The organism is Hymenobacter psychrophilus, from assembly GCF_900107135.1.
Classification (GTDB): domain Bacteria; phylum Bacteroidota; class Bacteroidia; order Cytophagales; family Hymenobacteraceae; genus Hymenobacter; species Hymenobacter psychrophilus.
Map to the genome: position 1 here is coordinate 410,306 of NZ_FNOV01000003.1, position 12,994 is coordinate 423,299.

Sequence of the window (12,994 nt, forward strand, 5' to 3'; positions counted from 1 at the left end):
TACAAAGACAAAATGTTGCAACAGAAAGTTTGGCGGCCGGGGCGGCCGCGCCTACATACGCGGGCCGGCGCCGCCCGGACGTGGGGCCCGTGCTTGCATTCGGGCCGGCCGGGTGGTTTCTTCGGGGCCCGCTAATACTATTTGTCTGTGCGTATTCTCTTTCCGGCCCTGCTGGGCCTGCTGGCCGCCGGGCCGGCCGCTGCCCAAACCCTGCTCCCGATAGCGCAGCAGGTGCCCACCCGGGTGCGCTGGTACGAGGTGCGCACACCGCATTTCCGGGTGCTGTACCCCGAGGGCTTCGCCGACCGGGCCCGGCGCACGGCCCACCGGCTGGAGCAGGTGCACGAGCCGGCCGCCGCCTCGCTCGGGGCGCCGGCCCGCCCCGTAACGGTAGTGCTGCAAACTCACACCACCGTCGGCAATGGTTTTGTAACGCTGCTGCCGCGCCACTCCGAGTTCTACACCACCTTCCCGCAGGACCCTTATCTGGTGGGCACGCTGGATTGGCTCGACCAGCTGACGGTGCACGAGTACCGCCACGTAGTGCAGTTTGATAAGGCCCACCGGGGCGTAGGGCAGCTGGGCTACCTGTTCGGCGGGTTTGGCGGGTTGGGCCTGACCACGCTGGGCGTGCCCGACTGGTTTGCCGAGGGCGACGCCGTGGGCACCGAAACGGCCCTTACCCGGAGTGGCCGGGGCCGGATTCCGAACTTCGGGGCCTACTACCGGGCCAACCTGCTGGCCGGCCGCCGCTACAGCTACGCCGAGGCCACGGGCGGCTCGTTTCGCCATTACGTGCCCAACCACTACGTGCTGGGCTACTACCTCAGCACCCGCCTCAAGCGCACGGCCGGCCCCACGGCCTGGGGCCAGGTACTCGACCGGTACTACGATTTTCCGGTTTACCCGTTCTCGTTTTCCGACAAGCTGCGCCGCCTGACCGGCCTGCGCACCGACGACCTCTACCGCCAAACCACCCAGGAACTCGACAGCCTCTGGAAAACACAGCAAACCGGCCGCGAGCTGACCCCGACCCGCGACTTTCCGGTTGAGGCGACCGAAAAGGTCTTCACCGAATATCAGTACCCGCAATACCTGACCGACAGCACGGTGCTGGCCCTTAAGAGCGGATTGGGCCACACGCCCCGGCTGGTAGAGCTGGGCCGCGGCCAACCTGAGCGCACCCGGCTGGTGCTGGGCCTGCATCACAACGCCGAGCAGCTGTCGGTGGGCGGGGGAAAGGCCGCGTGGCTGGAGTTTCGCAACGACCCGCGCTGGCAGCAGCAGGTGTACTCGGAGCTGCGGGTGCTCGATTTGCGCACCGGCCGCCTGAGCCGGCCCGGCCGCCGCACCCGCTACACGGCCGCCGTGCTCTCGCCCGACGGAAGCCGGCTGCTGGCCGTCAGCACCGATTCGGCTTACCAGCACCGCCTGCACCTGCTCGATGCTGAAACCGGCCGCGTACTGCGCACCTTCGCAAACCCCGCCAACGAACCCTACCTGCACCCGCGCTTCGGGGCCGGGGCAGCGGGCGGGCGCACGGCGGCCGTGGTGCGGCTGGAGGCGGCCGGCAAGCGCCTGGAGCTGCTCGATGTAGAATCGGGCGCGACCCAAACCGTGCTGCCCGCTACCAACGACAACATTTCACACCCTCAGCCCTGGCAGGAGTATGTGCTGTTCAACTCGCCCCGTAGCGGGCAGGATGAGGTGTACGCCGTGCAGCTTGGCACCGGCGCGGTGCGGCCGGTAAGCAGCCGGCCGGTGGGCAGCTACCACGCCGCCGTCAGTCCCGATGGGCAGCGGCTGGCTTTCCACGAAATAAGGGCCCAGGGCAGCCGGATAGTCGAAATGCCGCTGCGCCCCGCCGCCTGGCCCGTTGGTCGGGCCGATGTTTCGCCCGCCGACCTTTACGCCGACGAGTTGACGGCCCGGGAGCCGGGCGCGGCCACCGTGGGGCCGGTTTTACCGCTTGATTCGGTGGCCGGACCGGCGCTGGTGGCTCGCCGCTACCGCCGCCTTCCCCACGCGCCCAACCTCTATGGCTGGGGCCTGGTGCAGAGCCCCGGCGGCAGCGGCCTCAGCCTGGGTTTGCGCGCCCAAGACGTGCTAAGCACCACCCAGGCCATAGCGGGCCTGGGCTACGACGCCACCGAGCGCACCGGCCGCGTGTTTGCTGATGTCAGCTACCAGGGCCTGGGGCCGGTGCTCGATTTCGGAATAGAAAACGGGGGCCGCCGGGCGGCCCTCCTTCTGCCTAACGGCGGCGTGGCCGAGGACCGTTGGCGCTACACCCGCCTGAGCGTGGGCAGCCGCCTGCCCCTGGTGCTCACCACGTCTAAAATGCTGACCTCGCTTACAGTGGGTGCGTTTTACCAGCTGGAGCAAACCCAGGGCTACGAGCTACCGGGGCGCTACACCAACGAAGTAGGGCGCCAGCCGCTGCACGCGCTGCTGGGCTCGCTCAGCTTCAGCCGCACGTTGCGCCAGAGCTACCGCGACGTGGCTCCGCGCTGGGGCCAGAGCCTGCTGCTGACGGGCCGCGACACGCCCTTTGGCACGGGCCTGCAGGCCCGGCAGCTGGCCGCGCAGGGTAGCTTGTTTCTGCCCGGCATCGGCCTGCACCACGCCGTGCGGCTGCGCGCCGGCTACCAGTATCAGCAGCAGCGCGAGTACCGGTTTGGGGCGGCCGTTTTCTACCCGCGGGGCCTGCCTTACCTGAGCTTCGACCGCCTCAGCTCGCTTAGCGGCGAGTACCGCCTGCCGCTGGCCGACGTGCATTGGCAGCTCACGCGCCTGCTCTACGTGCAACGCCTCAAAGCCAACCTGTTCCTCGACTACGTCCGGGGAGAGTCGGGTCCGGTGCGTCGCTCCTACCACTCGGCCGGGCTGGATGTGTCGGCCGTTTTCAACCCGCTACGCCTGCGCACACCCCTCGAATTAGGCCTGCGCACGGTTTACAACTCCTACTACGGCACCTGGGAAGTGCAGCCGCTGGTACTCAATATTGGATTTTAAACCAGGGGTTGAAGGCTCAAGGCTCAGATAACGGTCGTGCTGGTTCTGCGCGTCTGCCATCCAAGCCCTGGCATCTACATCCTTAAATCATTACTTCACCTCAAACACCAACAGCGGCTGTTCGTGCTCCGAGTCGAAGAGCTGAAGCTGACGGTGACTGATGGTATAGCGCCGCACCTGCGGCAGCAGCGTGAGGTAACGACTTTCCTGCGGCTGCTCGGGACAGGTCATGCGCGTGCTGGCCTGATCTGAAAAAGTAAGGTAGGAGGTGCCGGGCACCAGCGTAAAACGGCCGCCGTACTGGTTGCACCAAGCCTGGCCGGAGCTGAGATTATCAACCGAGCTTAGCGTGAGGCTGGTAATAGCGGCGCCGGCAGGTGCCGGGGCGGGCGTCCCTTCCAGTTCCGTAAGTCGCCAGGACTGATCGAGCAGGTAAAGGGGCGCAGGCATGGGCTCCTGGCCTTTAGAGCAGCCGCCGAGCAGCAGGCTGGCGGGCACCAGTAACGACAACAGCGCAGCGGAAAATCGGCGGGGCATTTTCATGGGCACTTGGAAGATTTCGGCTGGCAAAGTAGCGACCTTTCAATGGGATGAAAAAATAATACAAAAAGTTGCATCGGCCAGTCGAAGTGGCCAACTATTTGTAGTCTGCTCAGAAGATTAGTTCCATTCTTCTCTATTTAATTTTCGTGTATATGAAAATTGCTTCCCTCCGCCATGCCGGTAGCCTGGCGGCTTTGCTGGCAGCTGGCCTCTTATCCGTTAGCTTCGATACGGCATCTACTCCGGTTTACCTGCTGCAGCGGGTAGTAGAATTCTACCGTTCCAGCCAGCCCGAAGTCAGCTACCTGCACCTCGACCAGGACGCCTACGCGGCCGGCGAAACGCTCTGGTTCAAAGCGTATCTGCTCGATGCCCGCGCCCACCAGCCCGATTCGCTGAGCAAGGTGCTGTACGTGGATGTGGTGGCGCCCGACCGCCAGGTGCTGTTCAAGCGTACCCTGGCGCTCACTGATGGCCAGGCCGCCGGTGATATTGTGCTGCCCGACACGCTCACTTCGGGCGTGTACACGCTGCGCGCCTACACCAGCTGGATGCGCAACAACGACGAAGGGCTCTTCTTTACCCGCCGCATTCCCATCTGGCAGGCGTCGGCGCCCAGTTGGGGCGACGATACCCCAGCATCGCGCCGGGCCCTGCTGGCGGTTCGGGCCAACCGGGCCATAAAGGCTGCGGCCAAGCCCGATGTACAGTTTTTTCCTGAAGGAGGCGAGTTGGTGGCGGGCCTGGCAACGCTGGTGGGCGTGAAGGCTACCGACGCCAGCGGACACGGGCTAGCCGTGCAAGGCAGCATTTTCGACGGCACCCGCCGGGAAGTAGCCCGCTTCAGTACGCCGGCTCTGGGAATGACATCGATAAATCTCACCCCGCAGGCGGGCCAGAAATACCGCGCCGAGGTAGAACTGCCCGACGGCTCGACGGTTGGCTACCAGTTGCCCACGGTGCAAGCGACGGGCTGGGGGCTGAACGTACGCGAAATAGGCGACGAATTCCGGGTATTTGTGCGCCGCGCTGGCGGCACTACGCCCGAGCCGCTGCAGCTTGTGGCGCACGTTCGGAGCAAAGCCGTATACGCCGCCGATGGGCGGGTAGGCCCTGGCGAAACGTTTTTCGCGGCTATTCCCAAGAGTCAGGCCCCGGCGGGGGTGTTGCACATAACCCTGTTCGATGGGACCAGCACCCCGCAGGCCGAGCGCCTGGTGTTCGTGCCTGAAACCAGGCCCCTGCAGGTGCGCCTGCGCCCCGATAAAGCCACCTACGGCCCGCGCCAACTGGTTAACCTGGAAGTGGAAGTGACAACGGCGGACGGCCGGCCCGCCCCGGCCGAACTCTCGCTGGCCGTGGCCAACACGGCCGGGCTGCCAGCTGGGGCCGGCGATGCTACCACCGTACGGGCGCATCTGCTGCTGACCTCCGAACTGCGGGGCTACGTCGAGAATCCCGCCTATTATTTGCAGCCCCGCACCCCCCAGATTCAACAGGCCCTCGACAACCTATTGCTGACCCAGGGCTGGAGCCGGTTTACCTGGCAGCAGGTGCTGGCGCCGGTTTCGCCGGCCGCCGAATACCTGCATCCGCTGGAGCGCAGCCTCACGCTTAGTGGCCAATTGATGCGCCTCAACAACAAGCCCGTTCCCGCCGGGGAACTGTCTATTATGTTCGGCACCGATCTGAATGTAGTGCAGTTGAAAGCGGATGCCGAAGGCCGGTTCCTGCTAACCGGCTTCGAAGGCCTCGACACCACGCATGTGGTGGTGCAGGGCCTCACCCCCAAAGGCAACAGCCAGACGCAGGTGCGTATAAACGAATTGTGGCCCGCGCCGGCTGAGCGCTGGCGGCCACTAGCGCCACTACCACCGGCCGAAGTTACGGCGCCGGCCGTGGTAGCCTACGGGCAGCGCAGCCGCCGCCAGCAACTGCTGGAACAGCAGTTCCGGCCCGATGCTACCAGCGGCATTGTGCTACGCAACGTTGACATCAAGGGCAAGCGCACGCCCGTCAGGTCGCCGTTTTCGCTGCCGCCAGGGCGCACTCAGGTACTCAAAGCAAGCGACCTACCCAGTGTAGCTTCCTACCGCAACGTGTTTGAAATGCTGCAAAGTCGCTTTGCAGGGGTTGAAGTATACCCTTCTGGCAACAGCTACGCAGTGGTTATGCGCGGCGTTACGGGCCTGGGTGGCTCCGTCCCGCCCGTATTCGTGCTCGATGGCGTACTACTGACCGACAGTGACATTCTGCTCTCCGTTTCGCCCATTACGGTTGACCGGATTGAAGTACTGAAGGGTCCTCCCCCACCCATGTATGCTGGTAGTCTGGGCGGCATGAAGAGCGGCGTTGTAGCCATATTTACCAAACAGGGTATAAGTGACAACCCGAACAGCAACACCCCTGGGGCAATAGCCCGCCGGCTGCCCGCCTACCACCGGGCCCGCGAGTTCTACGCCCCCCGCTACGACACCAACCGCCAGCCGGATAAGCCTGACCCGCGCGCCACTACCCTTTACTGGCAGCCCCGCCTGACGGTACCCGCCTCGGGCCGCGCCCGGGTGAGCTTTTATACCGCCGACCAGGCCGGCGCCTTTCGCGCTTCGGTTGAGGGGGTAAGCCTGGCAGGCCAGCCCGCTACGGCGGAGGCCGCCCTTTCGGTAGCTGCTCAGCCCTGAAGCCGGCCGCAGGGCGAATGTTTTTGGCGGGCAGGCTGTTAGGCCCGGATACCTGACACCTTCCCTCCTACCCGTTTCTTTATGCGCATCCTGTTTCCGTTACTGAGCCTGCTTTGGGCCGGCCCGCACCTGCCAGCCGCCGCCACAAATCCGGGTACCACTTTGCCGAGAGGAACAGTAGTTGTTGAACCCGCGGCAAGCGGCCTGTCGGTAACGGTCGTAGTGTCGGCGCTGGCTTCGGAAAGTTCGGCCGTGAAGCTATACTTCTACAATGTGCGCGAAAACTTCCTCGTTCCGAAGGGCTATGCCTTTATGCGGGTAGTGAAGCCCGACGGCCAGCGCCAGGTGCGCCTGCCGGTGCAGCTGCCGCCCGGCGAGTGGGCTGTGGCCATTACGCAGGACTTGAACAACAACGACAAAGTGGACAAGAACCTGCTCGGCATCCCGACCGAGCCCTTCGCCTTCTCCAACAACGTGCGCCCCCGCCTGGCCCCACCCGCCTTCGACGACTGCAAGTTCATGGTTCGCGAGCCGGGCCAGGTGGTCAGCATCCGGCTACTCAAGTAGGCCGGGGCCGACCGGTGGACGGTAGCACGCAAACCTTTTCGGGTGTGGCCAGCTTATACCGAATTCCCTCGCCATACTTTTTTACTGATATGAAAATCGAAATCTGGTCCGACATTCTTTGCCCCTTCTGCTACATTGGTAAGCGCCGCCTCGAAAAGGCACTGGCCGGCTTCGCCCACGCCGATAAGGTGCAGGTGGAATGGCGCAGCTTCGAGCTCGACCCCAACGCCGACCCCACGCCCGGCGAAAACCAGTACGTGCGCCTGGCCCGCAAATACGGCAACACCGAGGAATGGGCCCGCCAGATGAGCGCCAACATGGTGCAGATGGCGGCCGAAGAGGGCCTGGCCTTCGACTTCGACAGCCTGGTGCCCGCTAACTCGCTCGACGCCCACCGCCTCATTCATCTGGCCACCCGCCACGACCGTCAGGATGCCGCCAAGGAGCGCCTGTTTAAGGCCTACCTCGAAGAAGGCCTCGACATCAACGACCACGCCGTACTCCGCCGCCTCGGGGCCGACCTGGAGTTACCCGAATCCGAGGTAACGGCCGTGCTGGCTTCGCGCGAGTTTGAGCCGGAAGTGCGCCACGACGAGTACGAGGCCCAGCAAATTGGGGTACGCGGCGTGCCTTACTTCGTTTTTGCCGATAAGTACGCCGTGTCGGGAGCCCAGCCGGCCGAGTTGTTTGGGGAAGTTCTGGAAAAAGCCTGGGCCGAAACCCAGCCCCGCCACGAAGCCATCGTGGGCGCCGATGGTGCCGCCTGCGGCCTCGACGGCAGCAATTGCTAACCAGGCCGGATAGCTCCGCCTGGAAAGTTAGCATTGGTGCCCCGGTTGCCGACCAGCTGCCGGGTGCCACAACCACAGTCAACCAGTAAAAGAAGCCGCCTGTTAGTCAGGCGGCTTTTTGCGTTACCGGCCCAGCCCGACAAGGCTACCGGGCTACAGTTACGAGGCAGGCGCTATTGGGGCTTGGGCGGCGGATGCAACGTGCGCCCGGATGGCGGTAGTAGTATGGCGCGGCCATAGCGGCCAAACCAGCTTCGCTCCGCAAAAAGCTATAACCCAGCCGGCTGGTAAAGAGTAAAACAGGAGCGCTACTTCTTTCCTTAAAACAACCAATCAACATGAAAACCACGTTCCTACCGCTGCTTTTTGCCCTCGTGACCCTGCTTGCCGGCTGCTCGCCGGGGGTTACGGTGCAGAAAAAGCCCGGCACCGATTTCAGCCAGTATCGCACCTATGACTGGGCCAAAACCGATGTAAAATCGGCCGATTCGCAGAACCCGATTTACCAGAGCAGCCTCAACGACAACCAAATTCAGCAGGCCATCAGCGGCGAGTTGGCCCAGCGCGGTATTCGCCAGGCTACGGGCAGCACCAAGCCCGATTTCTACCTTACTTACCACCTGTACATTGATGAGGCCGAGCGTACCGTGGCCAATCCGCAGGCGGTTGGCTACGCTTTTCCCTACTCCGTGTCGTACCGTGGTGGCTATCTGCCCATCAACTACGGTTACTGGTACGGCTCGCCCCGCTACCGCACCAGCTACCGCACCGAAACTTACCAAGAGGGCACCATGATTCTGGACTTCATTGATGCCCGCACCAACAACCTGGTATGGCGTGGCTCGCTGGTAGATGCCGTGAACAACCCGGCCCGCCTGGGCAGCGAGTTCAGCCGTACCGCTAAAGAAATCCTTGACGAGTTTCCGGTGCAGAAAATGTAGTTCCGCAGGCTTCAGGCCTGTTGGGCCAATGGTTGGGCGCTGGGCTTAAGGCTGCCCAGCCGAAGCCCGGCGCCCCCATTCGTTCCTGTTTTTCGACCACCTACCTCCTCCTCAACTATGTTTCGCTTCGCCCCTTATGTTGTACTAACTGCGCTGGCGCTAACCGGCTGCACGGCCAAAACCACCGAGCCGGTAGCCGATGCCAGCGGCCGCCCCACTACGCCTGTAGCTGCTGCCACGGCCGTCATGCCCGACGCGGCCGCGCTGACCGGCGAGTGGCACATTCGCACCCTTAACGGCGCCGAACTGCCCGCCGAGGCGGCCAGTACAGCGGCTTTGAGCTTCGATACTACCACCAACAAGGTATCGGGCTCGACGGGCTGCAACCGCCTGATGGGCACCTACACTACCAGCGGCGCGGGCATTACGTTTGGCCCGCTGGCCACCACCCGCATGGCCTGTCCGCCCAACAGCCCCGAGGCCGGCCTGATGACCGCCCTGGGTTCCAAAACCCTTACTTACCAACTCAGCACCGATATGCTCACGCTGCTCGATGGCACCACAGCGGTAGTTACGCTGAGCCGCTAGGCACGCTTATCGCCGGGCAGCTTACGCCACTTACCATTGAAACCCCAAAAGCCCTGCTCGTTGAGCAGGGCTTTTGGGGTTTCATGAGCTTCCGCAATTGATCGGTTGGGGCATACAAAACGACCAGTTGGGGGCGGGATTGAGCGCCGCGTAGCCCCGCCTCTTTTACAGTTGTCTGAGTTATTGCAAGTCCGCTGGCTGCTTACCGGGCTCTGCTGCTTTTATAACCACCTGACTGCTAAAGGCCCATCTATTAATGGATACTTAAAAGAAATCAACCGGAGACAATCAAAATATATCCTTATTTTTTATTAACTTAGTACTATATATAATTCATTGCATCGGTTTTGAGCACCGCGGCCACACCAGCCCACGCTACAACCGTTACGCACTGGCTCGCTTCACTCTGCGCCTTATGAAAAACGCCTTCTGGATTGCGTTGCTACTCTTGTTGCTTGGGCCCGTGCTGACATACGCCCAAGACAAAACCGAGCAGGGTTTTAAGGCCCAAAGGACAATACTGTATCCGGTAAGAGATTCCGCTCGCCTACCCGCGGCCATTACCTGGTACACGGATTTTTTTGGTGTGGCGCCCAATATCATAAAAAAGGACACCCTATACCCTTATGCCCTTTTTGAGGTGGACGGCATAACAGTGCGCTTGGATACCGACCCGAAGTATTCCAAGCTCAAGGAGACTTTGTTCTACTGGACGCTACCAACGCCGGAAGCCGTGGTGGCCAAACTCGATTCATTGAGCAAGAGCGGGGATAATATATTTAACCTGAGGCTTTTTAAAAAACTGCGCCATTTTAGCAGCACCAAGCTTCCCACTCGGCGCTCTGGCACCAGCAAGAAAAAAGGCAAAGATTCTACTGTTCAGGGATTTATCATTCTTGACCCTGAAGGCAACGAGGTAGGCGTTACCAACAATCCGATTTACGTGCCCACCTACTGATTTAAGGCCCTCTGTTGCCTCCTACGGGCCCGGCCGGTTCGCCTGTCAGGCACCTGCGGTCGGATGCTGTTGCGGTTGCCAGCACTGGGGGTATGCACCTTCCGACGTATGAAAAAGCTCCTCTGGATTTCTCTGCTGCTATTGCTGTTTTGGCCCGTGCTGACCCAGGCCCAGGAAAAGGCTGTGGCCGGCTTTTCGGCCCAGAAAACACTAGTATATCCGGTGAGCAGCGCGGCCCGTTTACCTGCCGCTATTGCCTGGTATACCGATTTTTTCGGCACTCCGCCTACCCGCATAGAACAGGACACGCCGTACCCCTACGCCCTATTTCAGGTGGATGGTACGGAAGTGCGTCTGGAAACTGACCCCCAGTTTTTACAGCTGCGCGAGCCGGTATTTTACTGGACGCTGCCAACGCCGGGAGATGTAGTGGCCAAATTTGAGTCGCTGAGCGCCAACCGGGCCAATAAATTCAATGGTGGTCTTTTCAGCAAAATGCGCCAGCTCGACAGCAGCCGCTCCTCACAGGAGGAGCGCCGTGCTGCCGGCAGCACCGATCCGGAAGGGGTCACGCAGGTTCGGGGATTCATCGTTTTAGATCCAGAGGGCAACCAGATTGGCGTGATCAACAACCCAGTTTACCCACCAAAATGATTCGAGGCCACCCGTCGCCCCTTTCCGGCCTAGCCGGTTCGCTCGGTTCGCTTATCAGGCGTATCGGTCGGCTGCTTTTGCTCTTGCAACTGCTGGTGCTAGGGCTGGGCGTCGAGCAGCAGGGATACGCCCAGAACCGCCGTGCCGACAGTCTCCGCCAGCTTCTCCGGACCCGGCCGCATCCTGATACGCTGCGGGTGCAGCGCCTGCACGGGCTGGTGCAGGAGCTGGCCGCTTCCAATGCCCCGCAGGCCATGCGGTTGAGCCACCAGGCACTGCGGCTGTCGCGCCGATTGGCCGATTCGGCTTCCATTGGCCGCAGCCTGCTCTGGCTTAGCATTCTGCAGCGCCGCCTACCCAACTACGACTCGGCCCGCTACTACACGCTGTTGGCGCAGCAGCTTTACGCCAGCCGCCACGACCGGCGGCGGGAAGCCCGCGCCTGCCTGGAGCTGAGCCTGATTGCGGCCCAGCAAACCAACCTGACGGCCGCCCTCAACTGGGGTTTGCGCGGGCTGCGGCTGGCCGAACAGACTTCCGACCAAGCAGTGCAGACGCAGCTGCGGGCCATTATCGGGGATACCTACGGCAAGTTGGGCGACTATACCAGCGCGCTGCCCATCCTCAACCAAGCCCTGTATAACGGCCACCTTCTGGGTGATCAGCAGGTAGTGGCGGCCGTGCTCAACAGCCTGGGCAGCGTGTATCAGCTGCAGCGTAACTGGCCCGAAGCCCTGCGCTATTTCCGGCGGGCCGCGGCGGTGTCTCGCCGCATGGGCGATATGCAGAACCAGCTGGCGAATGAAATCGGACTGGCCGAAGTGTACATTGAGCAGGGCCAGCCGGCCCGCGCGCTACTGCACGGCCGCTTGGCCCGCACGCTGGTCAGGAGTACCCAAGACGATTTCAACCAGCCCTCGGTAGAGTTGCTGCTGGCGCGGGCTTTTCTGCTGCTGCACCAGCCCGACAGCACCCTGCTGCTGGCCAGCCACGCCCGGCAGCTCAGCCAGCAAACCCGCAGCAACGGCAACCTGTCGGCGGCTACCGAGCTGCTGGCCCAGGCCTACGCCGAACTCAACAACTACCCGGCAGCTTACCAGCAGCAGCGCCTGTTTGCAGCCTACCAGGATACGGTGGCCGGCGAGGCAACCCAACGCAAAACCAGCGACCTGCGCTACGGTTACGAGCTCGACAAGAAGGAAACCCAGATTGCTCTGCTTACGAAAACGCGGCAACTGCAGACCCAGAAAAGTGCCCGCCAGCGCCTGCAGCTATATGCGCTGCTGGCCGGTTTTGCGGGCCTGATACTGATGGTAGGCCTGATGGGCCGCAACGTACACCTTAAGCAGCGCATCAACCGCCACCTTAACGCCCAAAATGCCCAGGTTGCCCGCCAGCGCGACGACCTGACCCGCGCCCTAGCCGACCTGACCCAAGCGCTGGACCGCCTCAAATCGACTCAGAACCAGTTAATTCAGCGCGAAAAGATGGCGTCGTTGGGCGAATTGACGGCTGGTATTGCGCACGAAATCCAGAACCCGCTCAACTTTGTCAACAACTTTTCGGAGGTGAGCACCGAGCTGGTGGAAGAGTTTATGGATGGCCCCTGGCAGCAGCTACCGGAAGCCGAAAAAGCTTACGCTACCGAGCTGCTGACTACGCTCACAGATAATCTGCAAAAAATAACCCAGCATGGCCACCGGGCCGACAGCATTGTGAAGGGCATGCTGCAGCACTCCCAGACCAGCGCCGGGGTTTACGAAACCATCAACCTGAATACGCTGGTGACCGACCATCTGGCGCTGGCTTACCAGCTGTTCCAGGCAAAAAACCCTTCTTTCAAGGCCACGCTACTTACCGACCTAAGCCCCCAGTTGCCGGCCGTGCGGTTGGTACCCCAGGATGTAGGCCGGGTGTTGCTCAACCTCTACGCCAACGCTTTTTATGCTCTGGCGCAACGCAGCGCCCAGGGCTTACCGGGTAGCCTACTCAAGCTGGAGGTGCACACCAGCCTACTCGCCCAACAAGTGCAGGTCCGGATTCTGGACAACGGTATTGGCATGAGCGAAGAAACCCGGCAGAAGGCGCTGCTACCTTTTTTTACCACCAAACCGCCCGGCGAAGGCACTGGCCTGGGCTTGTCGCTGAGCTATGATATCATCGTGCAGGGCCACGGGGGCACACTCAGCATAAGCAGCCAGCCGGGCGGCGGCACCGAGGTTACGATGCGGCTGCCCCGCTGAAATCGGCTGGCCG

At 62.3% G+C, this 12,994-nt stretch carries 10 protein-coding genes; 9 read left to right on the forward strand and 1 reads right to left on the reverse strand.

Annotated elements, in window-relative coordinates; all coding sequences use genetic code 11:
• Positions 1-147: 147 nt before the first annotated feature.
• Positions 148-3,015 (forward strand): hypothetical protein, encoded by a 2,868-nt coding sequence (locus BLW21_RS06695; RefSeq protein ID WP_245711829.1) that lies wholly within the window; start codon positions 148-150, stop codon positions 3,013-3,015.
• 90 nt (positions 3,016-3,105) lie between these two features.
• On the opposite strand, the gene BLW21_RS06700 is transcribed toward BLW21_RS06695, so the two are convergent.
• Complete coding sequence (locus BLW21_RS06700; protein WP_139255110.1) at positions 3,106-3,558, reverse strand: META domain-containing protein; 453 nt, start codon at positions 3,556-3,558, stop codon at positions 3,106-3,108.
• Between the two features lie 152 nt (positions 3,559-3,710).
• On the opposite strand from BLW21_RS06700, the gene BLW21_RS06705 reads away from it, so the two are divergent.
• From BLW21_RS06705 to BLW21_RS06740, 8 genes are all read left to right on the forward strand, one after another.
• Positions 3,711-6,239, forward strand: a complete 2,529-nt coding sequence (locus BLW21_RS06705) for a TonB-dependent receptor (protein ID WP_092738672.1) — start codon at positions 3,711-3,713, stop codon at positions 6,237-6,239.
• Between the two features lie 81 nt (positions 6,240-6,320).
• The gene (locus BLW21_RS06710; RefSeq protein WP_092738673.1) at positions 6,321-6,806 is read left to right on the forward strand and encodes a DUF2141 domain-containing protein; all 486 of its coding nucleotides are present in this window, start codon (positions 6,321-6,323) and stop codon (positions 6,804-6,806) included.
• Positions 6,807-6,895: 89 nt separating this feature from the next.
• Positions 6,896-7,597 (forward strand): DsbA family oxidoreductase, encoded by a 702-nt coding sequence (locus tag BLW21_RS06715; protein ID WP_092738674.1) that lies wholly within the window; start codon positions 6,896-6,898, stop codon positions 7,595-7,597.
• A 338-nt stretch (positions 7,598-7,935) separates the two neighbouring features.
• Positions 7,936-8,538 (forward strand): DUF4136 domain-containing protein, encoded by a 603-nt coding sequence (locus BLW21_RS06720; protein WP_092738675.1) that lies wholly within the window; start codon positions 7,936-7,938, stop codon positions 8,536-8,538.
• Positions 8,539-8,655: 117 nt separating this feature from the next.
• Entirely contained in the window at positions 8,656-9,126 is a 471-nt protein-coding gene (locus tag BLW21_RS06725) for an META domain-containing protein (RefSeq protein WP_092738676.1), read from the forward strand.
• 415 nt (positions 9,127-9,541) lie between these two features.
• Positions 9,542-10,084, forward strand: a complete 543-nt coding sequence (locus tag BLW21_RS06730) for a VOC family protein (RefSeq protein ID WP_092738677.1) — start codon at positions 9,542-9,544, stop codon at positions 10,082-10,084.
• 108 nt (positions 10,085-10,192) lie between these two features.
• Positions 10,193-10,738: a hypothetical protein gene (locus BLW21_RS06735; protein ID WP_092738678.1), complete on the forward strand. Its 546-nt coding sequence runs from the start codon at positions 10,193-10,195 to the stop codon at positions 10,736-10,738.
• Positions 10,735-12,981, forward strand: a complete 2,247-nt coding sequence (locus tag BLW21_RS06740; RefSeq protein WP_092738679.1) for an ATP-binding protein — start codon at positions 10,735-10,737, stop codon at positions 12,979-12,981. The genes BLW21_RS06735 and BLW21_RS06740 overlap by 4 nt, the downstream gene beginning before the upstream one ends.
• Positions 12,982-12,994: the final 13 nt, after the last annotated feature.